At 49.7% G+C, this 26,482-nt stretch carries 29 protein-coding genes; 15 read left to right on the forward strand and 14 right to left on the reverse strand.

Going from position 1 to position 26,482, the window contains the following annotated elements:
• Positions 1 to 28: 28 nt before the first annotated feature.
• Positions 29 to 1,312 (forward strand): sensor histidine kinase, encoded by a 1,284-nt coding sequence (locus DYU11_RS00090; RefSeq protein WP_119665618.1) that lies wholly within the window; start codon positions 29 to 31, stop codon positions 1,310 to 1,312.
• Between the two features lie 58 nt (positions 1,313 to 1,370).
• Here DYU11_RS00090 and DYU11_RS00095 read toward each other — a convergent pair whose 3' ends face one another.
• Complete coding sequence (locus tag DYU11_RS00095; protein ID WP_119665619.1) at positions 1,371 to 1,751, reverse strand: DUF1573 domain-containing protein; 381 nt, start codon at positions 1,749 to 1,751, stop codon at positions 1,371 to 1,373.
• A 226-nt stretch (positions 1,752 to 1,977) separates the two neighbouring features.
• Here DYU11_RS00095 and DYU11_RS00100 point away from each other — a divergent pair, with 226 nt between their 5' ends.
• From DYU11_RS00100 to DYU11_RS00115, 4 genes are read left to right on the forward strand one after another with little or no spacing between them, the layout of a single operon-like run.
• The gene (locus DYU11_RS00100) at positions 1,978 to 3,249 is read left to right on the forward strand and encodes a sensor histidine kinase (protein WP_119665620.1); all 1,272 of its coding nucleotides are present in this window, start codon (positions 1,978 to 1,980) and stop codon (positions 3,247 to 3,249) included.
• The gene (locus tag DYU11_RS00105) at positions 3,236 to 3,931 is read left to right on the forward strand and encodes a response regulator transcription factor (protein ID WP_119665621.1); all 696 of its coding nucleotides are present in this window, start codon (positions 3,236 to 3,238) and stop codon (positions 3,929 to 3,931) included. The genes DYU11_RS00100 and DYU11_RS00105 overlap by 14 nt, the downstream gene beginning before the upstream one ends.
• A gap of 29 nt (positions 3,932 to 3,960) precedes the next feature.
• Positions 3,961 to 5,073 carry a hypothetical protein gene (locus tag DYU11_RS00110; protein ID WP_119665622.1) on the forward strand — a complete coding sequence of 371 codons (1,113 nt, stop codon included), beginning with the start codon at positions 3,961 to 3,963 and terminating at the stop codon, positions 5,071 to 5,073.
• Positions 5,074 to 5,127: 54 nt separating this feature from the next.
• Positions 5,128 to 6,060 carry a TolB family protein gene (locus DYU11_RS00115; protein ID WP_119665623.1) on the forward strand — a complete coding sequence of 311 codons (933 nt, stop codon included), beginning with the start codon at positions 5,128 to 5,130 and terminating at the stop codon, positions 6,058 to 6,060.
• A 40-nt stretch (positions 6,061 to 6,100) separates the two neighbouring features.
• Here the strand turns inward: DYU11_RS00115 and DYU11_RS00120 are convergent, their stop codons facing one another.
• Positions 6,101 to 7,300 (reverse strand): lipase family protein, encoded by a 1,200-nt coding sequence (locus DYU11_RS00120; protein ID WP_229365642.1) that lies wholly within the window; start codon positions 7,298 to 7,300, stop codon positions 6,101 to 6,103.
• A 459-nt stretch (positions 7,301 to 7,759) separates the two neighbouring features.
• Here DYU11_RS00120 and DYU11_RS00125 point away from each other — a divergent pair, with 459 nt between their 5' ends.
• From DYU11_RS00125 to DYU11_RS00140, 4 genes are all read left to right on the forward strand, one after another.
• Positions 7,760 to 8,467: a YiaD family glycine zipper/OmpA-like lipoprotein gene (locus tag DYU11_RS00125; protein ID WP_119665624.1), complete on the forward strand. Its 708-nt coding sequence runs from the start codon at positions 7,760 to 7,762 to the stop codon at positions 8,465 to 8,467.
• A 25-nt stretch (positions 8,468 to 8,492) separates the two neighbouring features.
• Positions 8,493 to 8,705 (forward strand): hypervirulence associated TUDOR domain-containing protein, encoded by a 213-nt coding sequence (locus tag DYU11_RS00130; RefSeq protein WP_119665625.1) that lies wholly within the window; start codon positions 8,493 to 8,495, stop codon positions 8,703 to 8,705.
• Positions 8,706 to 8,722: 17 nt separating this feature from the next.
• Positions 8,723 to 9,088, forward strand: a complete 366-nt coding sequence (locus DYU11_RS00135) for a DUF3140 domain-containing protein (protein WP_119665626.1) — start codon at positions 8,723 to 8,725, stop codon at positions 9,086 to 9,088.
• A 77-nt stretch (positions 9,089 to 9,165) separates the two neighbouring features.
• Positions 9,166 to 9,621, forward strand: a complete 456-nt coding sequence (locus DYU11_RS00140; protein WP_119665627.1) for a ferritin-like domain-containing protein — start codon at positions 9,166 to 9,168, stop codon at positions 9,619 to 9,621.
• 114 nt (positions 9,622 to 9,735) lie between these two features.
• Here DYU11_RS00140 and DYU11_RS00145 read toward each other — a convergent pair whose 3' ends face one another.
• The 9 genes from DYU11_RS00145 to DYU11_RS00185 all read right to left on the reverse strand — a co-directional run bounded on the left by DYU11_RS00145 (position 9,736) and on the right by DYU11_RS00185 (position 18,485).
• A complete protein-coding gene (locus DYU11_RS00145) occupies positions 9,736 to 10,464 on the reverse strand; it encodes a DUF3891 family protein (RefSeq protein WP_119665628.1) in 729 nt (242 codons plus the stop codon).
• A gap of 114 nt (positions 10,465 to 10,578) precedes the next feature.
• The gene (locus DYU11_RS00150; protein WP_119665629.1) at positions 10,579 to 11,007 is read right to left on the reverse strand and encodes a response regulator; all 429 of its coding nucleotides are present in this window, start codon (positions 11,005 to 11,007) and stop codon (positions 10,579 to 10,581) included.
• A 352-nt stretch (positions 11,008 to 11,359) separates the two neighbouring features.
• Complete coding sequence (locus DYU11_RS00155; RefSeq protein ID WP_119665630.1) at positions 11,360 to 11,866, reverse strand: pyridoxamine 5'-phosphate oxidase family protein; 507 nt, start codon at positions 11,864 to 11,866, stop codon at positions 11,360 to 11,362.
• A 286-nt stretch (positions 11,867 to 12,152) separates the two neighbouring features.
• Positions 12,153 to 12,572 carry a four-helix bundle copper-binding protein gene (locus tag DYU11_RS00160; RefSeq protein ID WP_119665631.1) on the reverse strand — a complete coding sequence of 140 codons (420 nt, stop codon included), beginning with the start codon at positions 12,570 to 12,572 and terminating at the stop codon, positions 12,153 to 12,155.
• 25 nt (positions 12,573 to 12,597) lie between these two features.
• Positions 12,598 to 12,828: a DUF2188 domain-containing protein gene (locus DYU11_RS00165; RefSeq protein ID WP_119665632.1), complete on the reverse strand. Its 231-nt coding sequence runs from the start codon at positions 12,826 to 12,828 to the stop codon at positions 12,598 to 12,600.
• Positions 12,829 to 13,104: 276 nt separating this feature from the next.
• On the reverse strand, positions 13,105 to 13,608 hold the full coding sequence (locus DYU11_RS00170) for a sll1863 family stress response protein (RefSeq protein WP_119665633.1): 504 nt from the start codon (positions 13,606 to 13,608) through the stop codon (positions 13,105 to 13,107).
• A gap of 118 nt (positions 13,609 to 13,726) precedes the next feature.
• A complete protein-coding gene (locus DYU11_RS00175; protein ID WP_119665634.1) occupies positions 13,727 to 15,214 on the reverse strand; it encodes a hybrid sensor histidine kinase/response regulator in 1,488 nt (495 codons plus the stop codon).
• A gap of 11 nt (positions 15,215 to 15,225) precedes the next feature.
• Positions 15,226 to 15,669 (reverse strand): response regulator, encoded by a 444-nt coding sequence (locus DYU11_RS00180; protein ID WP_229365643.1) that lies wholly within the window; start codon positions 15,667 to 15,669, stop codon positions 15,226 to 15,228.
• Between the two features lie 170 nt (positions 15,670 to 15,839).
• Positions 15,840 to 18,485 (reverse strand): PAS domain-containing protein, encoded by a 2,646-nt coding sequence (locus DYU11_RS00185; RefSeq protein ID WP_158600196.1) that lies wholly within the window; start codon positions 18,483 to 18,485, stop codon positions 15,840 to 15,842.
• A gap of 238 nt (positions 18,486 to 18,723) precedes the next feature.
• On the opposite strand from DYU11_RS00185, the gene DYU11_RS00190 reads away from it, so the two are divergent.
• A complete protein-coding gene (locus DYU11_RS00190; protein WP_119665637.1) occupies positions 18,724 to 19,368 on the forward strand; it encodes a porin family protein in 645 nt (214 codons plus the stop codon).
• 74 nt (positions 19,369 to 19,442) lie between these two features.
• Here DYU11_RS00190 and DYU11_RS00195 read toward each other — a convergent pair whose 3' ends face one another.
• On the reverse strand, positions 19,443 to 20,915 hold the full coding sequence (locus tag DYU11_RS00195) for a sigma-54-dependent transcriptional regulator (RefSeq protein WP_119665638.1): 1,473 nt from the start codon (positions 20,913 to 20,915) through the stop codon (positions 19,443 to 19,445).
• A gap of 98 nt (positions 20,916 to 21,013) precedes the next feature.
• A complete protein-coding gene (locus tag DYU11_RS00200) occupies positions 21,014 to 21,379 on the reverse strand; it encodes a response regulator (protein ID WP_199736640.1) in 366 nt (121 codons plus the stop codon).
• Positions 21,380 to 21,862: 483 nt separating this feature from the next.
• On the opposite strand from DYU11_RS00200, the gene DYU11_RS00205 reads away from it, so the two are divergent.
• Positions 21,863 to 22,024 carry a lmo0937 family membrane protein gene (locus DYU11_RS00205; protein ID WP_119665639.1) on the forward strand — a complete coding sequence of 54 codons (162 nt, stop codon included), beginning with the start codon at positions 21,863 to 21,865 and terminating at the stop codon, positions 22,022 to 22,024.
• A gap of 204 nt (positions 22,025 to 22,228) precedes the next feature.
• On the opposite strand, the gene DYU11_RS00210 is transcribed toward DYU11_RS00205, so the two are convergent.
• The gene (locus tag DYU11_RS00210; RefSeq protein WP_119665640.1) at positions 22,229 to 23,302 is read right to left on the reverse strand and encodes an endonuclease/exonuclease/phosphatase family protein; all 1,074 of its coding nucleotides are present in this window, start codon (positions 23,300 to 23,302) and stop codon (positions 22,229 to 22,231) included.
• A gap of 266 nt (positions 23,303 to 23,568) precedes the next feature.
• Here DYU11_RS00210 and DYU11_RS00215 point away from each other — a divergent pair, with 266 nt between their 5' ends.
• From DYU11_RS00215 to DYU11_RS00230, 4 genes are all read left to right on the forward strand, one after another.
• A complete protein-coding gene (locus tag DYU11_RS00215) occupies positions 23,569 to 23,820 on the forward strand; it encodes a YtxH domain-containing protein (RefSeq protein ID WP_119665641.1) in 252 nt (83 codons plus the stop codon).
• Between the two features lie 24 nt (positions 23,821 to 23,844).
• Complete coding sequence (locus DYU11_RS00220; RefSeq protein ID WP_119665642.1) at positions 23,845 to 24,213, forward strand: YtxH domain-containing protein; 369 nt, start codon at positions 23,845 to 23,847, stop codon at positions 24,211 to 24,213.
• A gap of 141 nt (positions 24,214 to 24,354) precedes the next feature.
• On the forward strand, positions 24,355 to 24,609 hold the full coding sequence (locus DYU11_RS00225) for a hypothetical protein (RefSeq protein WP_119665643.1): 255 nt from the start codon (positions 24,355 to 24,357) through the stop codon (positions 24,607 to 24,609).
• Positions 24,610 to 25,371: 762 nt separating this feature from the next.
• Positions 25,372 to 26,301 (forward strand): hypothetical protein, encoded by a 930-nt coding sequence (locus DYU11_RS00230; RefSeq protein WP_119665644.1) that lies wholly within the window; start codon positions 25,372 to 25,374, stop codon positions 26,299 to 26,301.
• Positions 26,302 to 26,482 lie beyond the last annotated feature (181 nt).

The following is a 26,482-nucleotide window of genomic DNA, read 5'->3' on the forward strand; positions in this document are numbered from 1 at the left end:
GATCGATAGAACACAGACAAATACCACTATGACTACCGATTCTGATGAGCCTGCTAAGCCACCAGTTGAACTAGCCACCTATTTGTTTGCCCGCCGGGAAGCGCTGCTGAACCTTTGGCGGACGGCCTGTGAGGCAGACGTAACAATTCCCAATACGGCCAATCTTTCCCGGGAAGAATTTAATGATCAGGTACCGGTCGTTCTTGATTTGTTTGATCAGCAACTGCGAGGACAGCCGCTGGCGCACGACCTGAGCTACCTGGCCTCCGAGCACGGCCTGCACCGCTGGCACAAAGGTTATTCACTTCGCGCGCTGCTTGCCGAATTAAGCCACCTGTATCAATGCCTGGCCGCTGAGGTAACGGCCTACAGCCACCATTACCCCAACGCCGAACCGGCCGTATTACACAAAGCGTATGAATCGATCGTTCGCTTCAGCAGCCTGCTGACCAGCGGCAGCGTAACGCGTTATGCGGAGCTTCAACGTGAACAGGCCGCAGGCCGGGCAGAAGCCTTGCAGTTAACCTTAAACCGGGTACAGGAGCTAACCCGCCAGCGAAGTGCGATCTTACGGACCGCTACGCACGATCTGCGTGGAGGATTTGGCATCATTCAGGGCGCGGCTTCGCTGCTGACCAAACCGAACGCTACGGACGAAGAGCAGGCCGGCCGCCTGAGTATGCTTCAGCGAAACCTGCTTTCCATCAGCGATATGCTAAGCCAACTGACGGATCTGGCTCGCCTGGAAGCCGGGCAGGAAACGGTCCATAGCGATACGTTTAATGCGAGTGAACTGCTCCGAAGTACGGTGCAGAGCATTGAGCCACTGGCGCACGAACGCGGCCTGTTTGTGCAGGCCGATGGTCCCGAGGAACTGATCGTGCAGACTGACCGGATACTGGTGCAGCGAATCATCCAGAATCTGCTGCTGAATGCAATCAAATACACACCCAGCGGATTTGTGTCGGTGTCCTGGTCTGCCATTGATAGTCACCACTGGATTATCGGCATTCAGGATACGGGCCCCGGTTTACCCAAAAGTCTGGCTTCGTCTCTTTTGGAACCGCTGAAACCAACCGTCGAATTTTCCAGCGTATTGCAGAACACCGTCCAGCCGGCCAGTGCGACCAGTGAAGACATAGAGCCGGTTGCCCCGCCCAAAACCCATACAGACCAATCCGCAGGTGAGGGCATTGGTCTGTATGTTGTCAAACGTCTTTGTGAACTGCTCAGAGCCAATCTGGATATTGAAACCCAACCGAACCGCGGCACGCTATTCAGGCTCCGTCTGGCTACTCACCACGAAAACTAACCAGGCCGGCGTTCCCCGTTAGCCGCCGACACCTGACTGTGCCGGCGGCTAATCGTTTTCAGCGGATCACTTCCCCCTTAATGTGGAGCGTGGCGATCCCCCCTTCCGCGTTTGATTCAACCGTGACGGTTTTGTTGAACGCTCCCGGCGAAGCGGCATTGAACGTAGCTTTAATCGTACTTGTCTGGCCAGGCATGACTGCTGCTTTAGGATAGTCGACACCCGTGCAGCCGCAAGACCCTCTGGCGTTGGCGATGACGAGCGGAACCTCACCCTTGTTCGTAAATTCAAACGTAGCCGTCACGGGCTTACTCTGCTGAATGCGGCCAAAATCGTGGCTCGTCTGCATCCACCCGAAAAGAGCAGCCGCCCTGTAGGCCGACGTTGACACCGCTGCGGCCAAGAGCAGCATGACACCAAAAAACAGAATGCGTTTCATGTAAACTGGTTGTTTTGAAGGTTATAACACTGTACTCAATCGAGTACGTCACAAACGTAGACGATGCTGTGCGTCCACCTTGTTAAGCACTTGCTAACGTTTGTTAATGAGTTGTTAACAGATAGCCATTCGCGAAAAAGCCGTTTAGCAGCTACGTATTTAATCCGTATTTTTCCATCGAAATGATTCTGCCGGAACCCGTCTGGCCTGTTCACCCCAACGTAGTATGTCGCGTCGTCTGATCCGCTTGCTGGTTGCCTTATCCGTATTGTCGATTATCGGCATTCTGTGCGTGCAGGCTGTCTGGGTACGTAATGCGTATGCCCTCCGCGAACGGCAGTTCCGGCAGTCGGCTTTTATTGCGCTGCAGGACGTAGCCGACGAGGTCGCCCGCCTGAATCGGTTTACCCTGAATCGGTACGCGGTCACCCAGCTTTCGCCGGATTATTTCATTGTCAACACAGATGCGCCGATCGATCCCGTCACGCTGGAATCGCTCATCCAGAATTCGCTTCAACAGCATAAACTCATCACTGATTTTGAGTACGGCATTTACAATTGCGAGTCGGATCGGATGCTGTACGGCGCCTACGTCAGTACCAGTGCGGCCGGGCAGCCCGCCACGACGCGTAACCGGAGCCTGCCTAAATTTTCGCGGTATACGTATTATTTCGGTATTCGTTTTCCGAATCAGGCGGGGTTTGTTGCCGGGCAGTTAAACGGCTGGCTCTGGTCAACGGCCGCCGTGCTGATCGTCGTTATGTTCTTTGGCTATACCCTGACCGTAGTATTGCGGCAACGGCGACTCACCGAAGTGCAGCGGGACTTCATCAACAACATCACCCACGAGTTGCAAACCCCTGTCTCAACCCTGCGCATTGCCGCTGATGTGCTCCAGTCAGACGCCATCACCCGCCAGCCCGACCGGCTTCGGCAATACGCCCGCATAGTTCAGGAAGAAAGCGCGCGGTTGCAGAAACAAGTCAGCCGTGTGCTGCAGCTAGCCCGCACCGAACGCATTGGCTTTTCGCTAAATCTGACCGAAGTTGATCTGCACGATGTTCTGCGGGCCACCGCCGACACCTTTGGGCCTCATGTACTGCTTGATCTGCAAGCGCCCTTTGCCACCATCCAGGCGGACCGATACCACCTGGAAAATTTCATCAACAACCTGGTTGACAATGCCATCAAATACTGCGACACAACCCCCGAGGTGACGCTCCGGACCCAGCTTGATGCCGGGCAGTTGGTCTGGTCGGTGGAGGACAACGGCATTGGCATTGCCCCCGAGCATCAAAAAGCCGTCTTCCGGCAGTTCTATCGGATTCCGTCGGGTCGGGTACACAATGCCGCCGGCTTTGGCCTGGGGTTGTACTACGTTCAGCAGGTTGTTCGGGCACACCGCTGGCGACTGCGGCTGGTGAGCCAATCGGGCTGTGGCAGTACGTTCTCGATTACCTGCCCTTTGTCTGTTGTTTCACACTATGAACCCGCCTAAGGCCCACATCCTGTTCGTTGAAGACGACGTAAATCTTGGTTTCGTAACGCGCGACAACCTTGAGATGGCCCAATTTGCCGTAACCCACTGCACAACCGGCACGCAGGCCTGGCACACGTTCAAACCCGGCAAATTTGACGTTTGTCTGCTGGATGTGATGCTCCCGCAGTGCGACGGGTTCACTCTGGCTCGCCAGATCCGTACCGTTGACCCCGAAGTTCCCATTCTTTTTCTGAGCGCCTTGTCCGACAAAGACGACCGACTCCAGGGGCTGCGGCTCGGTGCCGACGATTACCTGACCAAGCCCTTCAGCATTGAAGAACTGGTTTTGAAAATTGAGGTTTTTCTGCGCAGAACCCGCTCGAATTCTAAACCCATCCGTGTCGAAAACCGCTCGTCGGTGGTAGCGTTCGATCACCAGAACCTGACGTTGACGGTCAACCACCAGCCGCAACTATTAACCCACCGCGAAGCCGACGTACTGGCTTATTTACTGGATCGGCCCAACACGCTCATTCGCCGGGAAGAACTGTTGCGGGCCATCTGGGGCGACGACGATTATTTCATGGGCCGTAGCCTGGACGTGTTTATTTCGCGCCTGCGCAAACGATTTGCCGATCACCCCGCTGTCCGCATCGAGAATGTACACGGCGTTGGCTTTGTTTTTCGCCAAAATGCCTAGTTTGCGGCATCTTTTCCCGTGTACACACCATGAACCGCCGACTAGCGCTCCTGCTTTTTCTTCCGTGTCTGATTACCGTCAGCTGCCGAACGTCTAAACCATCGGTTTCGGCTAAAGCCCCTACCTCGGCCCGCCTGGTTGACGAAGGTTTCCTGACCTGCTTCGCTCCCGGTACGTCGCTGAGTGGTCAGCTTGTCTGGTGCGAAGTATCGGCGGTTGTGCTCAACGGCCAACAGGCGCTGTTCGCTAACGACAAGGATGTGCCGGCAGGTTTAAGCCCTGTGTTCAGTAAGCCCGTAGCGGCCCTGTCGGATTCCACGCAGTCGCCTGCGTATCTGACGGAGGGTGCGTTTATAGCCACCCGGAAATATGAAGATTTCGCCCAGACACCCGATCAGCAGCTCGTCCTGCTGACGACGGCCTTTGACCGGGTCAAATCAGGCAGCTCCGACTGGGATGGCTACAATACGGTGCTGTACTGGCCAAAGGGCCATGAACATCAACCCCGGGTGCTGGCTCCGTCTGATACGGCCCGGACGTCGATAGCCTACCGGCAGCCCATTGCGCAGGTATTGGCCAACGACGAATTTCCCGGTGCGATGCCCTACTTCAAAATCGAAGGGTTGGCCGCTACTGACAAGCACTTGTTGTTCGGCATTCGGGAAGAAGGCCAGTCGTACGACAATTTCAAGCACCGGGTCAAAGTCATCAGCGTTTCCTACAAACTGGAAGGCACCGGTACGGACCGACGGCTGCGGCTTCAAAACGACTGGAAACTGATTGCAGACTTTAATCCGGCTAGCGTCGAGCCATCGCTGCCGGGTCCCCTGGCGTTATCGAGCCTTGAATATGATCCGGCGCGGGGGCGGTTCTGGCTGCTTACCTCACTCGAAGCGAATGGACAAGTCGATGCGTATCTGTGGACTATTACCCAGGCCGACCTGTTTGCCAATAAACCGTTCACATTGATCCGGGACGAAATGGGCAAGCCGCTGCATTTTGGCCACAAAGCCGAAGACCTCACCCTGCTGGCGCCGAACCGCCTGCTGGTCGTTCATGACGACGATCGGGTTCAAACCACCGTGGGTGGACAAACCCGCCAGCCAAACCAGGCCGCGTACACCGTTGTCGAAATCCGGTAGTTTCAGCGTCGGCCGTACTTTGGTATAAGCAGTATATTCAACTGCGGCCGACCCATGAAGCTTTCTCTGTTGATCGCTCTTTACAATTTAATTCTGATCAGTACGTCTATGGCGCAATCCGTTGTGAGCCGGCTGGAGACTTATGACCTGGCCACGGGAAAGCGACGGACTATCCGAACGGATTCGGCTCGTTTTGAAGCGCCAAACTGGACCCACGACGGCAAGTATCTGCTTATCAACGAGGGTGGCCGAATGTATCAGGTGGCCGTTGCTGATGGCCACCGGGAACAACTGGATATTGGTCCACTCGCCCAGTGCAACAACGACCACGGCCTGACACCCGACGGCCGGACGCTGATTATCAGCAACAACACCAAAGGGGCTACGCGGTCGCCATCGCTTATTTATACCGTACCGCTGAAGGTGGGAACCGGCTCAACCCAGACGCCCCAGCTCATTACGCCCACCGGCCCATCGTACTGGCACGGCGTATCGCCCGATGGCAAGACCCTGGCGTTTGTGGGTGAACGTACCGGACCGGATGGAAAATCCGATTTTGATATTTACACTATTCCGATCACGGGTGGGCAGGAAGCCCGCATGACCAACTCGCCGGGTCTCGACGACGGACCGGAGTATTCGCCCGATGGTCAGTACATCTATTTCAACTCGATGCGGACAGGCCGAATGCAGCTCTGGCGGATGCGGGCTGACGGCTCACAACCCGAGCAGATTACCAATGATGCCTACGCCAACTGGTTCCCACACGTATCGCCCGATGGGCGCTGGATCGTGTTCATCAGCTACTTTCAGGACCAGGGCTCGGCGCACCCCGCCGATAAAGACGTAATGCTCCGGCTGATTGATCTAAAAGCCGGTAAGAACGGTCCAATCCGGGAGTTGGCCCGGTTCCGGGGCGGACAGGGAACGATCAACGTACCGAGTTGGTCGCCCGATAGTAAGTCGTTTGCCTTTGTCAGTTATTGATCGCAAAAAAGGCCAGTCAGTGACTGGCCTTTTTTGCGCGTTATAAGTTGGACGGATTGGTAAAGAACGAATACGTTCCGAGAATGAACTCCACCAGTCCCGTTGCGTGAGTTGCGTTGCGAATTGGATAGAGCTTTACGTTCGTGGCTCCGCGCTTCTGCATGGCATCATACGCGTGCTGCGAATTGAAAAAGAAAACCAGATTGTCAGCCGTTCCATGATAAAGGCGGGTAGGCGTCCGGGGTTTCCAGTCGTACACGTCATTATCCGCGACAGCATCTACAAAAGCCTGATCGGTTCCTTCGTTGGCTGCTTTTTTAAATGAATCCGTAAACGCATCGTTCAGGCTCACACTAATGCTGGCATTACGACCGCTCTGAGCAACCCGGGTTGCATAGGGCTCTTTGAAGTAATACGACGCGGGCCGGTTTAACCCGTAGATACGGTCGTAGGTAAGCAGAACCCAGGTGTACAGCCGATTATAATCCGAATTCGTGGTCGTCCGACTGGTAACCAGGTAGCGCATGGTAGCCGTTTTATCGTAGGCACCAGCCCCCAGGCTCGACGCTACCAGGTTGAACTCGTTGCCGGTTTCTTCTTCGATTTTCTTCTGGAGCGCCATGCTGGCGTACCCGCCTTCAGAATAGCCAGTGATAAACAACCGATTATCCCAATTTACTTTCTGCCCGGCCAGAAACTCGCGGGATGCACGTAACATATCGAGCGACGCCGTTGCCAGTCCCTCACGATGTTCGTAGGTATGAGGCAAATCCTTTGACGCACCGTAGCCAATGTAATCCGGCGCGGCCACAATGTAGCCCTGTGCCGCAAAGAGGGTTCCGAACGTGTAGATTTCGCTCCCCGATTTATAATAGGATGGCGCTTCGGCATCACTGGCAATCGTTCCGTGCTGAGCACTAATCAAGGGCATCGCCCCCTCTTTGTTCGGAACCAGCAATGCGCCGGAAGCTTTTACCGGTTTGCCATCCGTATTTGTCGTTGTGTACTCAATCCGGTATACTTTGATCCCATATCGTACGAACAACTGAACCGGTGCCAAAGCGCCTGAGAACCGGCCACGTAACTCATTCGCCTGATACTCACCAATTAGTTTGCTGCTGACCAACACACGCTCGGGGGCAACCGGCTGGGTTGATTCGGTTTTTGTACAACCGGTTGGCGTCACCAATACCATGTAGCCTACCAACAGTAGAGCAAGAAAAGTTTTTAACGTTAGCATAACGATGAAATAAACCAGTCAAAGACCGTTAATGAGTAGCTGTTTGTATAAATACAACGTTGGCAATAAGGCTTTCGTTTCAGAATCAAGACGTTAAACCCACAAATATAAAATAATAAATCTCTGACAATTAACGCTTTATACAAATAATCACTGTCTCTTATTTGAAAAAAAAGCACTATAGACTGAGTTACTTCTTTCTATACATACTTCCCGGGCGGTCAGTCACAAAAACGGGAAATGTGGAGTCGGTTCCACAGGATTAGGCACTGTACTTCACGCTTTACTCTATCAGGTTAGTCACCTTTCGAGGCCATTTAATCACGTATTGTATTAGTAATCTACAATAACTCATTGCTATACAGCAAGTTCAACAATGCCTGCTCCTACTTTTCAGACGCAGCTTACATTCTGGTATGGCATTTGGCAATTACTGGTTAGTAACATGAGTTCCCCACTATGAACAAACAGAATGTAAATACGAAGATGATTGCGGTGGCACTGGCAATGAGCCTGCTGACTACCGACGTCCTCACCAGTTGTCAATCTGTCAAACGAAATACAAATAAAACCCAGCGTGGTGCCGCTATTGGTGCCGGTGCGGGTGCAGTGGTCGGTGGTGTTGTCGGCCGACGGTCAGGTAATACAGCAGTAGGCGCAATTTTGGGTGCCACAGTAGGTGGTGCAGCCGGTGCTGTTATTGGTCGCCGGATGGACAAACAGGCTGAAGAAATGAAGCGCGACCTGCCCAATGCTCAGGTTGAACGGGTTGGTGAGGGTATCAAAATTACGTTTGGCTCGGATATACTTTTTGATGTTGACTCCTATCAACTCAAGTCTGAGACAAAACGGCAGCTCACTGAGTTTGCGCAAACCCTGAATAAGTACGAAGACACTAACATTCTGGTTGAAGGCCACGCCGACGCTACGGGCTCCGACGACTACAACCTGAAGTTATCGCGGCAACGAGCCGATGCTGTAGCTAATTACTTGCGTGACCAGGGTGTAAAAGCATCCCGGCTCGATGAGAAGGGCTATGGCGAAGAGCAGCCTGTTGCCGATAACAGTTCGGAATCCGGCCGTCAGAAAAACCGCCGGGTTGACATCGCGGTCTATGCCAATAAGGACATGCAGCGGGCCGCCAAGAAGGGTGCGTTAGACAATTAATCAGCTACAGCGAAACCTGAGAACGATGGCAACGGCGAAGAAAGGCGATGAGGTAGAATGGAAGTACGGGAAAGGGAAAGCCTCCGGAACCGTTGCCGAAGTTCATAAAGACGATGTCACAAAGAATACGCAGGGGTCAAAAACCAAGCGTAAAGGGTCTGATAAAGAGCCGGCTTTAGTGATCAAACAGGGCGATAAGCAGATTGTGAAGTCAGCAAGTGAAGTCAAGAAAAAGTAACTGAACGCAGATACGTTATGGCAACCGCAGCAAAAGAAGCTACCGACAAGCAGGAACAGGAAAATCAGCAAACTGAAAAAGAGTTTAAGGAACTGGTTAACATGTCTGCTTCGGAGTTGAAAAAGTGGCTTGACACAGACGAGTCAAAATCTGTGGGTCAGAAGAAAGACGACGCTAAAGAATCAACCGGTCACGAATCCGGTCGCAAAATCATCGAAATCCTCGACAAGAAAAAGAAGGATTATGATGAAGACGACTACGACCAGATGCATCGGACCATCAGCTATATCAAGCGGCATATGGCTCAGAAACCAAAGGAAACGGAGGGCAGCAACTGGGCTTATTCGCTGAAGAACTGGGGACACGACCCCAATAAAAAATGACCATTACAATTGCTTTCTGATTTACTCAACGACCAGTTAATAGTACACTTGAACACAGTAAGATAGACAAATTGATCATGAACGTTAAAGAAACACGGGGAGAGATCCTCGACCAGCTCAACAAACTGCTGACCCGTAATCACGATGCCGAAAAAGGGTATCAGGAGGCAGCCGATAATGTAAAAGACGCCGAACTGAAAAGTCTGTTCCTGGCTCAGTCGCGGCAGCGTAGCGAATTTGGGGGTGAATTAGCCCGCGAAATCCGGACGCTGGGTGGCGACCCTGATAATGGTACGAGCTTTGCCGCCGACCTGCATCGGGCTTGGATTAACGTAAAGTCGACTTTTGCCAACAACGACGATAAAGCAACGGTGGAAGAATGCCGTCGGGGCGACCAGGAGGCCCTCGACGATTACAACACCGTACTGCAAGAAACTGATCTGGTTGCCAGCACGCGTGAAATGTTGCTGCGCCAGAAACAGAGCATCGAGACAGCCCATGCCTCGATGGCTCGCCTGGCCTTGGTAGTGTAGTGAATGGTGGGATCGGAAAGCCTGCGTCCGCTGGATGCAGGCTTTTTTGTTTTAATCTACTTGTCTAATCGGTATGATCTTTTTACTTCGTTAATCCCTCAGCTTCTTTAGCCCTTATTTACTGAGCCGCCACGTAAGAACATCGATGGGTGCATCATGTAATGCATTATATAACTCGTTGTCCGACGAAAAAACCAGTTGAGTCAGTTTGAACGATTCTACGTGAACCTCAAAAGTATCTGTTTCAAATGGCCAGGGGTCTATTTGCAGCATACCATCCTTCCGCTGCAGGATGAAATACGGAACGCCCTCAGGCCCCAGACTAATTTCCAGCCGGCGCTGCTCCGGTGGGACCTGATCCTGACACAGAATCAATGACAACGCATCGCACCACTGTACAAACGCATAAGCGTATTCAGCTTCCGCTTTAGTAGCGTTACACTGCTTTCGCCATTTTGGTTGGTTATCCTTCCGCTGCTGATCCAGGAACGCATCTAATTCTTTATTCTCGCCCCGCATGGATTCATATAAAAAGGACGTATGCATGGAGAGCATCAATGCATTCCATCGACTTTTTTCAAGTCCAATCTGGATCATTTTCTGAACCTGGTCGACGGAGTATTCTAGTACCTGAAAATCCATGGGAGCCCCGGCCGAGGTCAGATGGTTCCTCCCCTCCCAGGCATCCTGGCCATCGTCGTGTTCAGTCAGAGCTACTAATGTTTCTACCCAATGGCTCGGACGTTTATCAATTTGCCATTGCAGGGCAATCTGAAAAGCCAGTAAGCCATGAGCCTGTTGATGAATAATGCGCCAGCCCGTGTCAGTTTGTGTTACAATCATTGCCGAAATCAGTTATACCTAATCTGAAAACCGCAGGAAACTCTGCGTTCAGTTAGTAAACGTCAAAATTCGCTGATTGTCTTTTTGCACTACAAGCGGGTAAAACGTCTTTGTCTACAACGGGCTTTCGGTGGCTGAAAACAGACATTGGCTCATAAGATCACCAATAGCCTGGACCAGTTGCGGATAACTTTTAATCTTACTGACGAACGCAGCAGCCCCTAAGGCGAAGCATTGATGCATGACCGGTTCCTGGTCGGCTCCGCTCAAAACCGCTACAGGGATGGTTTGAAACTGATCATCACAAGCCAATAATTGTAGGGTTTCTTTACCATTGAGAATTGGCAAGTTCAGATCAAGTAGAATAAGATTGGGGAGTCGCCCGTCGAGGAGATGAGTCAGCCGAAGCATCAGATCGGAGCCATTCTCCATAAAACAAACTTTGTACTCTTTGTAATAGTCGTTGAACATGGCAGACAATACATAAGCGTCGTCTGCGTCGTCTTCAACAACGTAGATTAGTGGGCAATTACGGGAAGGCATAAATAGAGTAGTATTGTTTCAAATGCGACTGATGAGTTACTCAAACACTATAATATTTTAAGTCCAGTAAGACGGAGTAGATAGCGGGGTAAATATATTAACAAAATTTATTTGTCAAGTAGGCTCTTAATTGGATCAGGTTGTTATTTATAAAATAAACATATTAATTATATATCAATTGTTTTATTTGTTTGACTTGAAAAAGAAGTAGCATTTACATCCGGCTGTTGGTTATGATTATTTGTCCTTTTTAACAAGTCGTCATTTTGGGGCATGTAGTCCCTGGCTCCTGAACCGGTTTACATAAAAAAAGCCACTCATTGGAGTGGCTCTGAGCAATATACGATTCAAATCAGCTGTTATAAACCTTCTGATTCTCTCCTTCCTTGTAAGTGTCGCCCGTAACTACCGCCCGGGCCATTTCGAGGAACCGCACCATTCGACTCGACGTAGAGTCCCAGTATTCGGCCAGTTCGGTGTGTACTTTCAACAAAGTAAGATCCGGATCATCCTTACCATCCGGAAACCAGGGCTTGGCTGCCGGCGACCAAAGTTCGTCAATTTTAGCCCGGTCATATACTTCATCAGCCGTTCCTGATACAGACACGTAAGAGGCTTCATCCGGATGCGCAAAAGCCAGATTAACCCGGTGTTCATGCTTATCGATCTGATCTACCTTCGGCGCACTTTTCTTTGTGAAAAACCAGAATGTACCGTTTTCATCCATCTGCATGGTAGCCATAGGGCGGCTCACCAGGTTTCCCTGATCATCAATGGTGGTCATCATGGCAATCCGAATGTCTTTGACCAACTCCCGGATTTTTTCGAGCTGTTCGTTGCGCTGCGTTTTTGTTTCCATAACGTGTGTGTTTTACAATCCAACTCCTTAGAAGTCGATTTGTTTACAAACCAACTTCGGATGAAAAACGCCAGCCATTAGTCGTTTAAGAACGAGCTAACGGCTGGCGCTTCTTTGTGAATATATAGTCAGTTGCCGGAAGCAGCGGGCGGTTGTCAGCAGTTCCGCTTTGTTATTCACGCCACATCATCAGCCGGTATGCATTAGCATCATTACTTACCTTCTACTACCGCTTTGGTGCCGTCAACCGCCCAAACTTCCGGATGTCTTTATTATCCTGATTTCTTTAGTTATACAACGTATCGCGCAGGTCAATGCCGTAAAACAGCGACGCAGGCGTAGTGGCCGGGTTTTTCAAATCGGCATCCGACTGGTACGCCATTTCCAGAATGCTCACGCAGCTACGGATTGTCTGCTGACACATTGCATGCACTTGCTGGCAACGATCATGATCGGTAAACTGATTCACTTCCTGTGCACATTTCTCACAAACCTCAATGCAGGCTTTAGCCAGCAGTCGGGTGTTTTCTGAACCGCGCACATAAAGCATTGCCAACTGACGACACATATCCGCGCAGTCGAGATTAAGAAAAATGCACCGGTACCAGTTTTCTATGTCCTCTGACCGTGAACATTCGGTAGCAAACTCGTCGCACAGTGCCGCGCAGCCGGTTAGTGAGTCGTAAATATTTTTCTTCCAGATCATAGCTCTTGATAGCTTTCAAATGAGGTTAAAGGGCTCTCTCACGCCGGGCGTATTGACGTGAATGTACGTTTACCATATCCGGCTCAACCGGAGAACGACGGGCCCAGCGACGAGCCTCATAAATGCTTGTGGCAATTACCTCATTCTTCCCTAATTGCCCCTGCTCCATCAGCAAATTCGCAATTTCAATAGCCTTGGCACGGGTGCTGGGGCTAAGCGAGCGCATGGCAGCAGGAAAGTGAGTTGTTGTCCACATGATTGCGATCGTTGTTATCTCATCTTTTTCAATGCCTATTTCGTGCCAGTCATGTATGGAGTACGTATATAGCTAATTTTACTAAAATAATTTATTCATTATCAGCTTCTTAAAATTCTGTTACGTGAGTAGTTTTCAAGTATTATTCATCAAAGGCCAATTGCTAATGTGGAAATTTTACAAGGTCACTGTGTAAAGTTTTACACACTCGAATTCAACAAAAAAGCCGCTCCTCAGGGAGTCGGCTTGCTGGTTGTAATTGGTTGTTGACGGCGGCTAATCAGCTCGTACGGCGTTAACCTGAGCGTCTGTCTTACTCACTAGATATTCCATACGTGCTTTTACTTCCGGCCAGTTTTCAGCGGATGTAAATTCCAGGTTTTTAAGCTCATCCGCCATCCGCTGCCGATAGGTTTTCAACGTTAGAATAGCCTGCTGCAGGTTTTTTTTCCGACTGGCGTCTACCTCAGGAACGCTACGTTCAAAATAAGCTATCTTATCATCAATATCCTCGATGGTCGCGTTAACATCCTCGCGGGCATTGTCACGCTCTGTCCGCCATTGCCGGGTATACTCTTTCCGCGCACTGTCGACTTCAGCCTGTTGCTCACGAACCTCGTCAACATCGGCTCCGGATTCGGCCGCATCCAGCACATCCTTTTGTTCGTCCCGTATCTGGTCTGCTTTTTTCTCCGTACTGGAATTGCAGCCGGTGGGGAACGTAACAACTGATAGTATGGCCCACAACGCCATAACGAACCGGTTAATGCTGGTTTTCATAGTATCGCTGTTTTGAAAACTAACCGGCGCGCTCGCTGAATGTTTGCCCGTAGCAGAACACTACGGGATTATTTGCCTGCAGATGGGTACAATTTTCCAGACAATGGCTTTTGCCCGCTTACTGCTGCTTTGGGAAATATAACCGGAACGTAGTACCGTGGCCCGGCTGACTTTCTACTTCGATGCTCCCCCGGTGGCTGTTAACAATGTTCTGGGTAGCGGTAAGCCCCAGCCCCATGCCGCCCGATTTGCCCGTAAAGAACGGATCAAAGAGCCGTTGCCGGTCTGCTTCCTTAATTCCGCTGCCATTGTCAGAAACCTGAACGAACACCCGATTATCGTCGGTGCAGTCCGTTTTTACGCGCAGTATGCCCTGACCGGCTTCCATGGCTTCAACGGCATTAATGAGGATGTTGAGCAGGGCCGTCTTTACCTGCTCGCGGTCAAGCGGAGCGCGGCAGTCATCGGTCGAAAACTCGGTTTCCAACCGCATGTTTTTTAACTTGATCCGATCAGCCACCAACTGGATGGTAGTCTTCACAACGGGGTTCAGATCCTGCACCTGCCGGTCGAGCTCGCGGGGCTTCGACGAGTTCAGCATCTCGGTAATGAGCTGCCCGATCCGATCTACGTTCCGACCAATGATGTCGGTGAACATAGTGGTGTATTCATCGTCAGTAGGCAACTCTTCCTTAAGCTGCTCCAGCGCCAGGCTCAGGTTTGTCAGCGGATTACGCACTTCGTGAGCAATACTGCGGGCAATCTTGCCGGTCATGCTTAACTTTTCGGCAATCAATAACTCCTGTTGGGCTTTTTTCTGCTCGGTTATATCCCGCACGATCCCCTGATACCACTGTGGCCGGCCAGACGCATCTTCGACGGCCCAAACTGAAATCAGGCAGATTCGCTTTCGCCCGCCTTTGCTGTTCAGGACCGTTTCGAAGTCTTTTAGCTGACCATGTTCCCGCACGGTGAAGCGCAGTTGGCGGAGGTGGTTAAAGTCAACAAAAAGGCGGGCTGGATTGAGTTGACGCAACTCGTCGCGACTGTAGCCCAGCAGTTTTTCTACCGACGGATTCGCATCCTGAAACCGCATGAGGCTATCAGCTACGAAAATGGCATCGATAGACCGCTCGAACAACGAGCGATACTTGTTTTCCTTCTCCGCAATTTCGGCAAGTACTTCTGCCTGCTTAAGCGCGTACCGGATGCTGCGACCGAGAACCTGCGCATCAATCTGGCCTTTAACCAGATAATCGGCGGCTCCCAGTTCCAGCGCCGACTGGTCGACGGTCAGGTCGTCCTGCCCCGTCAAAAGGATCATCGGCGCCCGGCATCCCATCCGGAACGCCTGCTGAATAAATTCGATACCAGTGCGGCTGCCAAGCCGGTAATCGACCAGATAAATGTCGTAATGTTCGGTTTCTACGGCCGCCAGCGCATTGTCATAATCATCGACCCATTCGAGTCTGATATTGGCATTCTCACGCCCTGAAACCAGCGTCTTGGTTAAAATATAGTCGTCTTCGTCGTCTTCAACCAGAAGAACGCGAATGGCTGTCTGCTTTCTTTGCGAAACGTCGAGTGAAAAATCTACAGCATCCATACGGGCGTAGGTTATTGAGGAAGTTTAACGGTATCCATCCAGTAGGTTTTCAGGGCACCGATCATTTCGACAAGCCGGTTGAAATTGAACGGCTTCGTCACGAACGAGTTAACCCCAAGATTATACGTCTTCACTACATCTTCATCGGCCGATGATGTAGTCATCACTACCACAGGCAATCGACGTAATTTCGGGTCTTCTTTAATCTCTTCCAGAGCCTGAAAGCCATTTTTGCGGGGCATGTTCAAGTCGAGAATGAGCAGGTTTGGCCAGGGAGCGTTCAACTCATTATAGCGGCCAGTATGATGCAGGTATTCCATCAACTCCTCTCCATCTTCTACAAACTGAATTTCCTGGGTATAGCCATTTTGCCGCAACGCCCGTTCGATGAACATCCGGTCATCTACATCGTCATCGGCAATCAGGATTGTCATGGCTGGAAGTTTACGGTGCATACGGTTCGATAAAGTTGGTAAAGCAATACTGGTTCGTTACTAGACGATCTTGAGTGATTATGAATTAGCGCGTATATGCCTCCCAATGCGACGTGCCGGACAACACCGGAAAAGAAGTCTCATTGACAGACAATAATCAGGTTAGTTCAGTCAAATTTACTATAAAACTTTCAGTACACGTTCTCGGTAGGAAACAAAATGACAAACGAGGCTCCCTGCCCGGACCGGCCCTCCGCCCGGATGATTCCATGGTGGTTTTCCACTACTTTCTGGACGATGGATAAACCGATTCCCGTACCGCTGTAATTAGATCGGGTATGCAACCGCTGGAAGAGTTGAAAAATTCGCTCGGCATAGGTCTGCTCAAACCCAATACCGTTGTCGGAAACAGTGACTTCAACAAACTTCTGCCCGACCGGGACAGATAGCTGATCTGTGTTCTGGTCGGATACCAGACGCGAAGCGATGGTGACCGACGGCTGAACGTCTTCCTTTGAAAACTTCAGCGCGTTACTCAACAGGTTCTGAAATAACTGCCTCAGTTGAAGAGCATCGCCATGAATGGTTGGCAGCGGCTCTACGTGCAGTACCGCTTTTTTGCTGTGGATAGTCGCTTCCAGATCCATAATCACCTCATCAAGTACCTGGCTGAGATCAACCTTCTGGAACGCATTCCGTTTGTTAGCAATCCGCGAGTAGGTCAGCAAATCCTGAATAAGCGTCTGCATTCGCTGAGCCGCCGATTGCATTCGCCGAACCATATCGGCACCCGATTCGCTCAACTGATCCGCATATTGATTTTGCAGCACATCGCCGAACGTGATCACCTTCCGTAGCGGCTCCTGCAGGTCGTGCGAAGCTACGTAGGCGAATTGTTCGAGGTTGGCGTTCGAGCGTTTCAGCTCCTGTACCGACAGTTCCAGTCGCTGCTGCAACCGCTTCAGTGGGGTAAAGTCAGCGAACGTAACCAGTACGTCATCGCCGAGTCTGGTGGCGGCAATATCGAGCCAGCTATCAATACCATCGGCCTGGTAATAAAAGTCGAACCGGATACTCTGCCCTGTTTCGTAGGTCTGCAGGTAACGCTCAAACAACCCATTGTTTTTATACGCCGGGAACCATCGGCTGCCCAGTTCACCCCGCAGACCTTCCGGTTTTTGCCCTACGTACTCAGCCAGCATCCGGTTGGCTGTCCTGAACCGGAAGTCGACTATTACCCCGGCTTCATCGCATACCGGACTAAAGAGAAATATTCCGGTTTGCGACGTATCGATTATACCCTGAAGCTGCGCAGCGGCTTCATTGATAGCGAGTGCTGCCTGTTTCGACTGGCTTATGTCCGTGAACGTAACCACACAACCGTCGTCCAGCCTGGCAACCGACAGCAAGTACCATTTATCAATCGTATCAGTGGTATCCTGCACCTCCTGCGTGGCTGACTGGCCCGACGAGATAACCTGGTCGGCGATGGTCAGTATTTCGTTTGACACCACACCGGAATACACCCCAAGCAGTGTGCAACCAATGACGTCATCGGGCAAGTGGGCCATCTGATGAGCGGCCCGGTTGCATTGGACGTACCGGAGATCGATCAGGCGACCGGTGACGTCATGAATGCTTTCGAACGTAATGACGCCGTCGGGCGAACCATCCAGAATGGTCTCAAAACGACGCGTCTGGTCCTGTTCGCGCAACTGCGTTTCCTTTAACGCGCTGATATCCAGAAACGATACGATTACCTGCTCGCTGGTGAAACGCACGACCGATATCTCCAGCCAGCGCTGATTAGGCTCAAAATAGTATTCAATCTGTAGCGGCTCGCCCGTGGCCAGTACGTGCAGGTAGCCTTCGTGCATTCCGCCGGTAGCCCCGGTCGGATCCAGCGCCGACAGCTTCAGACTCGTGACTTGTTCTGCTGTATAGCCGGTGATTGCCAGCGCCGATTCATTGTGAAATATAACCTGAAAATCAACTATTTCTCCGGTTTCATTCGCCACAGCCTGGCACATGAGCATACCGGTTATCGAGCTGTTCAGGACTTTAACTAATTCGTCTTTCCGCCGTTCTGCTTCCAGAGTCGCGGCTTTTTTTGCGTTGATAGCTACGTATACGGCAACTGCCCCCTCCGACCCTGACGGCGCAACCGATACGTTGTACCAGCCGCCAAACGACGAAATCAGTACGTCTGCGTTGATCGTTTGTTTTGTTTCTACTGCCTTGGCTAACTGATCAAATACCGCTCGTTGATCGGGATACAATTGCAGCAGCGTAGATGACAGCATCTGCGCTTCAGTAAGGCCGGAAATGTCAAGGGCCTTCTGGTTCATACTGATCTGTCTGAAATCGACAATCTCGTCGTACTGATCACGCTTAGCCTTATACGACACAATGCAGGCAGGCGACGTATCGAGGAGTTGATTGAGCAAACGAGCCTGGCGCTGTTGCTCCGTTACGTCGCGGATGGTTACGAGAACGCCATCGCTCAGCTTTTTTACCCGCAAGGCAAGGTGCGCATCCAGATTTGGATCATAAAACGAATATTCTGCTATCTCATCCTGCTCAACAACCAGCGCATACTGGTTTACAATTGGCCTTAAAATGTCTTCCTGACCGGAATTATCGGCAATCATTCGAACTCCGATAGCCAATTGGTAGGGCGGTGGAGCGATTGCTCGAAACTGATCGTTGAAGTACGTTAACCTGAAATCGACAATGTCCCCGGCTTTGTTCCGAACAGCATCGTAACAGACAACCCCATCCGGAAGCAGATCGAGTAATTGAGCGAAGAGTACGGCAGTCGGCTGATCGGTTAGCATACTAAGGAACATTGAACAAAATTTCCCCATTTTGTGGAAGCACATCCGCACGGAGAAAGAAACTTCAGACTGGAGGGGCAGCGTAAATAATCAATCAAAAGTATTGAAAACTCCTGATATATAGACAAAGTGCCGTTCAAAGGGTTAGGCCGGTTAAGAATGGCACGAATTTGTCATAGAAGATAGCTGATAAGCAGCCTTTCATCGGGCGCTCATACTCAACAGATTGTTTAATCCTATGAAAAAACCATTCAACATGCTTTTCCTGACCGCAGCTCTGGCGGTCGGTTCATACGCACTCCAGTCAACAAACGCTCAGGCGCAAACTACCCCACGAGTTGGAATTAAGGGAGGCTTCAACGCGAGTACGTTGTACTACGATAATGATGGAGTTAGTGACAAGAACGAACGGTATGGCTTCCATGCCGGTGTCTTTGCCCAAATTCCGGCCGGCGACTTCTTTGCCATTCAGCCGGAACTTTTGTATACGACTAAAGGAGCGTCGGGCAACTACAACATCCTGGGTATTAATGGTACTAATACGTTCCGCCTGAATTATGCCGAACTGCCTGTGCTGGCAACGTTCAAATTAGGTAACGTAGTGGATCTGCAGCTTGGGCCCTACGTAGCTTACCTGCTAAACTCCGACATTAATTCAAATGGCGATTTTGGTACGGGTGTAGCCCGGATCGACCGCGATAATTTTAACAAGGTAGACTACGGCGTAGCGGGTGGTCTGAATCTGTATCTTGGCAAAGCATTGATTGGCGTTCGGTACGGCCAGGGCATCCAGCGTATCGCCGACAGTGGTGTTGCGCGAACCATTCTGGGTAACGCCAAAAACGGCGTCGGTATGATTTCAATCGGATATAGCTTCAACTAATCGATGGGTACCCAAAAGAAAAGGTCGGCACTTCTATGCCGACCTTTTCTTTTGGGTTAGAGTTCTTGTGAACTCTACAGATGAATGTCGTATGCTTTAAGCTTGTTGTAAAGTGTTTTCCGATCAATGTTAAGCACTTCAGCTGCTTTGGTTTTATTGTAACCAGTCTTTTCGAGGACTTTGAGAATAGCCGCCCGTTCGGCGCTTTCAGAAACTGACTTAAGGTTATTGGCTGGCTGCGAAATAACGGGTATTCCCGGCCGGAGCGGATCATAACTCACCTGAGCACCACCTGTATCCTCAGCGGTCAGATACTGTGGCGAAATAATCTCCTGCGGTAACACATCAGCTTCAATATAATCGCTCTGAGTAAGCAGTACCGCCCGCTTGACTACGTTTTGTAACTCACGCAGGTTACCGTGCCAGTAGTACTCTTTCAGTTTCTCACGGGATTCGTCATCGAAGCCAACTATATCCTTATCGAGTTGTTCGTTGGCCAGCTCAAGAAAATGTTCCGCGAAGATCATGATGTCGGCCTTGCGCTCGCGCAGGGGCGACAGGTGAATTTCAAATTCATTGATCCGGTGGTAAATATCCTCCCGGAAACGTCCCTGCCGAACGGCATCCCGCAGGTCTTCGTTGGTCGCGCAGATAATTCGTACATCGACCGCAACGTCCTGATTGCTGCCAATGCGCCGGATTTTACGCTCCTGCAGCACCCGCAACAATTTAATCTGATTGTCGTAAGACAGGTTGCCTACTTCATCGAGGAAGAGCGTTCCTCCATTGGCGTATTCAAAACTACCGGCTTTATCCGACAAAGCCCCCGTAAAGGCACCTTTTACGTGACCGAACAGTTCGCTGCCGGCCAGTTCCTTTGATAAAGCTCCACAGTCAATAGCGACAAACGGTTTATCGGCTCGTTTGCTCTTGAGGTGGATTGCGTTGGCTACAAACTCCTTTCCCGTACCCGTTTCGCCGGTAATAATGACCGACATATTGGTTGGAGCAATGAGTTCGACGTGCTTCTGAAGCTGTTCGGCAGCCCGGCTCTTACCAAAGATAAATCGTTTGCCGTTGGGAGCCAGAGATGTTTTGGAAGCAGCTTTAGGAGCAGTTTTCGGAGCAGCAGTTGCCGGCGAAGCAGTTGCGGCCGACGTAGGCGCGGCTGTGTTCAGCGACTGACTGCGCCGTTCGAGGGCACCTTTGATGGTGTATAAAATCTCGTCGGGGTAAAGTGGCTTTGTAACGTAGTCGTAGGCACCGTGCTTAACCGTTTGTACGGCTACCCGCACATCCGAGTACCCTGTAATGATAATCACGGCCGTTGCCGGATTAAGCACTTTAATCCGGCGGAGCATTTCCAGACCGTCAATATCGGGTAATTTAAAGTCGCAGATTACTAACTCAAACGGCTCCTTTCGCAATAAGACGAGACCATCCTCCCCCCGTTGCGCTGAAGCCGTTTTATAGCCTTGCTTGCTCAGGAAACGCTCTAACAGCAAGCATATATCATTATTATCGTCAACTATCAGAATCTTTTCCATGGGCAGTCGAACCGCAGAAGCGGCAGCTTGTTCGGACAGCCTCCGGTTCAAACAAGCATTGCGTAAGTACCGTCAGTGGGCTGCTTAAACAAAGTTACTCAAACCTGAATGGTTTGCAAAGCCTGTTCAATGGAACGGCGCGTAAAGGGTTTTCCGATAAAATAATCGGCTCCCTGCTCAGTAGCCCGACGACGTTCAGCCTGTCCGTCGAAGGCGCTGATCATAACAACTTTGGCCTCAGACTGCCCTTCTTTGATGTGCGGCAATAAATCGAACCCAATGCCATCCGGCAAATTCAGATCAAGAAAAACAGCATCAAACTGTTGAGTTGTCAGAAACTGACGTCCCTCTTCAATGAAGTGTGCGCAGGTGGGCTGGTATCCCAGGCGACGTAATAAACCGGATAATAATAAACATATATCCGACTCATCGTCGATAATTAACACCCTTTTTACGCTGCTCATCGTGTTTATTACGGCCGGTCTAAACTGTTGCCCCGCGTTCACACCCCTTATATTCCCTACCACGGTGTAAATGAATTAATGTTGTGTACTATTAACTGTATATAAAATTTAATGCCGAATATGTATGATACACTGAAGTTTAAAGTTTTATAATTGATAAAGTGCAATAAAAGAACTACTTACGCTAAAATAGAGCAATTTCCACCTTTATTAATCGCAATTTTCACTTCAATCATTGGTATACCATACCGTGGAAATTCTACACAATTTTCTACACCTGTGGATTTTTGTCTACACATTTATAATGTACCCTAAACCTGACAGGATGATACAACTTTTCACTTTACACTTTATTTAAAGCTCATTTACAAGCGTATACAATGATCTGCCACCAATTTTGGCTTAACCAATTCTGTTTGGCATAACTTTTTCTAATCAGTCTATCAAATGCGAGATAAATTGTTCTGATTTACTCACAACGTTATGGGAAATCTGTTGTACACGATTGCCGTTATCCTGATCATAGTCTGGTTGTTAGGCTTTCTTGGGTTCAACAGTTTCGGACTGGGCAATCTGATTCACGTCCTGCTGGTGATTGCGATCATTGCGATTGTGCTCCGCCTGATTCAGGGACGAGGAGTATAGTACAGTAGATTCTCTCCGGCACATTGATTAACACCCGGCAATTTTATATAACTTGCCGGCCAAAATAAACAGACATCTACATTTAGAGTGGTACGTTTAGGTTTAGGTGGTTTCATTTTAGGTTAAGTACAAGTTACGGTGGGTACGGAATCCCTGCGCCAAGTTGAGCGCAGGGATTTTTTTTACCCATTCGAAACATAACCTCTAACTAGCCTCTCTAATGGTCTCGTTAGTCTCCTGAACATCGTCACCCTCTGGCTGAGGGATGTCAACCGCCCGTGCGGGGTCCGGCGCATAAGTGAGGTCTACCAGAATCGGAAAATGATCGGAACCGCAGTTTGGTAACCGTTTCAGATACCGCAGTCGAAAATGGTGCGATACAAAGACATGGTCCAATGGCCAGCGAAGAAAAAAGTAACGCGCATGGAACGTACTGAACAAACCCCGCCCCACGCGTGGATCAAGCAACCCGCTGATTCGCTGAAACAACCGGGTTGTGTGCGACCACGCTACATCATTCAAATCACCGGCTACTATTACAGGTCCCTTTTGTTGCCGGGCCTCTTTACCAACCAGCAGTAACTCTGCATCACGCTCCGTAGAACGGTAATGTTCGGTTGGGCTGGGAGGCATCGGATGAACTCCGTAAAAATGAATCAATTGCTCTGAAGGGAGTTTGATCTGACCGTATATAGACGGAATGTCGTCCTGAATTAGAAAACGCAGTTCGGCGTTCTGCAACGGCAAACGGGAATAAAATAACATACCGTACGTATTCTCGAGTGGATGCAGCAACCGGAACGGATACTCCTCCTGAACCGATTCCAATGCATCAGCCCAGGCTTTGTTCCCTTCCAGAATCAGAAAAACATCCGGTTTGTATCTCTTGATTAGCTGGCAGACGTCCGGTGTGCGCGTATTATACATATACACATTGGCAATCATCAGACGTATCGTCGCCTTATCATTGGTTTCTTCTCCGGCCTTGCGAAAAATTCGATGCACCTGTTTCGCATGCAGTGGTGTGTAGGGATAAATAAGCCAGGCTTGATACAAAAGAGCCGCCGACAGCCCAACCGGCATGAGCGCATCCGACCATCCGTTGTTTTCACCCAGGAAAATCCATGCAACCAACCCCACTAACGCCAGAACACCTAGCTGCAGGTGGGGAAAATCCCAGATACGTATCCACCAGTAGTCCAGTCGAATCAGGTGAATAAACGATGCCACAATCACGAACCAGATAAACGTCGGCAGAAGCAGAGTGAGAAAATCCATGAAGTAGTGGCTGATTGTATGTATTATAAAATTGGTTTTACAGTCATCTGCCGACGGCAGATTGCTGCTTTTTTAAAGTCAACCCGACTTGTTGAGGAAATGTTGGACATCGTTGTAGAATTTTATCCTCAACTATTGCGAATCAACCACTTAGAAGATATTTAAGTAAAAATCTATCAATCAACACCTTATGGCGTTAAGAAGAAAGTGGTACAAAATTTTCTTGTAAGCAGTCGTACCGAATCACACACTAAAACGATAACGGCATGAAATCGTTACCTGGCATTCTTATAGGACTTGCAGTGGGCGCTGTCGTCGGTGTTATGCTGGCTCCGCAAAGTGGTCGCAAGACTCGCAAGCGGATTACGTCCGAATCAGATTCATTTTTCAAGGACTTGCAGGATCAACTGCAGTCAGGCCTTGAGAATATCAAGAATCAATACAACGATTACGTTGATACGGCCGCGACCCGATCGCAGGAACTAGTGAGCCGGGCCGAACGCCGGACCAAGAAATAATCAATCACCTAAAAACAAACAACAATGAGAAGCACAAGAGATTTTCTGACGGGTATTATAACAGGGATTGCAATTGGTATGTTGACCGCCCCTCGCAGTGGTAAAGAAACCCGCGACAAACTGGTTGACGAAGCAAACAAACGTTCTGGCGACCTGAAAGATCAGTGGAGCAAAGGCGTTGAGCAGGTAAAACAAGGCTATGAGCAGGCGAAAACACAGGTTAACGAGTACGCTCAGCAGGCTAAAGATCAGATCAATCAATACAAGGATAAAGCTCAGTCTGAGACCAATCAGGATCAGGCTAAGCAGCAGTATAATAATCAGGTTGACAACCTGGCAAACAAGGCCGAATCAGGTATTGAGGATGCCCGTGGCGCTGTTCGCGTAAGCTAATGTCGTTTCACTGATTTACTCAACGTTTTGAAAGATTGATAAGCCCCCGGTAGCAGCCGGGGGCTTTTTCTTTACCTGAGTTTAAGAGCCTTTTAATTTGGCTTTAAGAAGCGTTTAATTAGGGTTGGACAACTTTGGGATATGAAAAAGCGCACAATTATTCCTCCCTGTTCCCGGCCTTTGCAGCTGCGAAATCTGTTCGGTAATGATTTGGCCATGCCGGGCGGAACCTCATTTGGTATTATCGTGCGGAAAAACCAGATATCTGGTTATCGACAGGTTATAGCCGCGGTTACCGCGCTGTTATTAGCTAGCAGCCTATCTTCAGCCAGTCCCGAAAATGTAGCTACCAAACAGGCGTATCAAACTGTTGATACCAGATCAACAGTGCAGTAAACATAGCACACCTGAACACAATCCCTAACAAAGTTGATCTAATCAGTAAGATCATGTCCGATCAGGATAGAGCTGTAAAGGACAATCCTGCTGATAGGCAAATCTACTGAGCCGGTATAAATCGACCAGGTTAATTTGTGACGACGTCCCCTCATCGCCTGTTACGCAGCCAGGCCGAGACAAGTTTCAATAGACCTGACTTGCCACGAAAATTCAAGCTAGGCTCAAAAACGCTGATTCCTGGACAAAGCAACAAAGGTGTGCTTCCGTATCCTTGCGAGCCTGTTAAGCTTAAAAAACACCGACCGTTTAATAATATAAGTTGTTTTGTTCTGTAGGTGAACAAGTTCGGCTGAATTTGTGTTTATCTAACATAAGACAGCGTAAATCTTCGGGTAGAAAGTAATTTTTAAGCGAATATTAACGTTATATTGTTAAGTAATCGCCACCTTTGTGTGGTGAACAGTACAAGGTAGTAGATAGTATTATTTTGAACTGTCAAAGATATTGCTCAATTTAGCAAACGATCCTTTACAAAGGGAAGGTTGAACATCAAGATTCGGCGGCCGCCCGGTCGTCGGTCTTGAAATGGTGTGGATAGAAGCGGAAAGCCGCCCCGATTTTCGGAGCGGCTTTTTTGTTGCCTCACAACGGCCGCTTTCCTTTTAACCATCTGTTAATTAGCAACTAACGTTGGTTTAATAGGCTATATAGAGCTTTGTAGGCACTACTATACAATAACCGCTTACCTCCTGCACTGCCATGCCTACTGTTTTTGCAAACCTGGTTCGTTGGCTAAAGATGTCGACAAAGAAGCACGAACCAGCTTTCCAGGGCTCAAACCCTGCCTTTTGGGATTTACCAAGCCATTCTTTCTATACGGCTTTGTTGTCAACGGCTAATGAAGAGATCTTTCTTAGCTCCGCTCACGATTCTTACCTGTCTTTTTTCAAACATGGATCTCTGGCTGTTGTGCCACCGCAACAAGGCGATAAACTCAATGCGTATCTTTTGCTTGCCTTTGAAAAAGAGTGTTTGCGTCTGGGATTACACTCACTTTACATAGGTGTCGGGAGACCAGACCTGGCTTTTTTCAACACGATCAACAAGCAATATCGCCTTATCGGCTACGAGGGATTTGCCAATATACAGCTCAGCGAACTAGACTGGGCCAACGATGCACTTCTTCTGGCTAACGACCGCAACCTGAGTGTCCACGTCTATGAATCACCCCTGTTGGATGGCTTAGTGCAGCAATTGGAGGCAGTAGCAATTGACAGAAACATCACCCGGCAACCAATCGGGTATGCGGCCTCGGTTACATCCCGCCGGGCACTGACGCGTAAATTAAAATTCTGCTCTGTAGCCGTTCTCGAAAACTCTGAAGGGAAGGTGTTCGCATTTTCGAAACTGAACGCTTCTTCCGGCAATGGAACCGGCTCTTTCGGAACCATCTCACAAACCTTTGATGCACCTGCTAACGCCCAGCGTTTACTTATTGCGGGAATCATACGTCATTTTCGCCGACAGGGTCGTCGGCAAATCAGCCTTGGCAGTGTATCGGCAACATCGTCAAAACTATCGTCTGAAAAAAACCTGAATCAGTACGTCCATGAGTGGCATCCACACTATGCAGTGTTCAGTAAGTCGTTGAACCCCAACCAGGTTTTATATGACCTTGCATGGCTTTAACACCCTTTTAATATAGCTTTTATACCCTTTTAATGTAGCAGTATCACTTTCGGGCCACCAGTACTAAACGGATGGCTTTTTCTCTTCCTTTTTCAGTAAAAAGGCGGTCTGTTAATACAATAGCAATTATTGTTCACTAAGAACTTCACAAGACGTTTTTAAAATTAAGTATAGCTATGTA

It is taken from the genome of Fibrisoma montanum (assembly GCF_003583365.1).
Taxonomy (GTDB): Bacteria; Bacteroidota; Bacteroidia; order Cytophagales; family Spirosomataceae; genus Fibrisoma; species Fibrisoma montanum.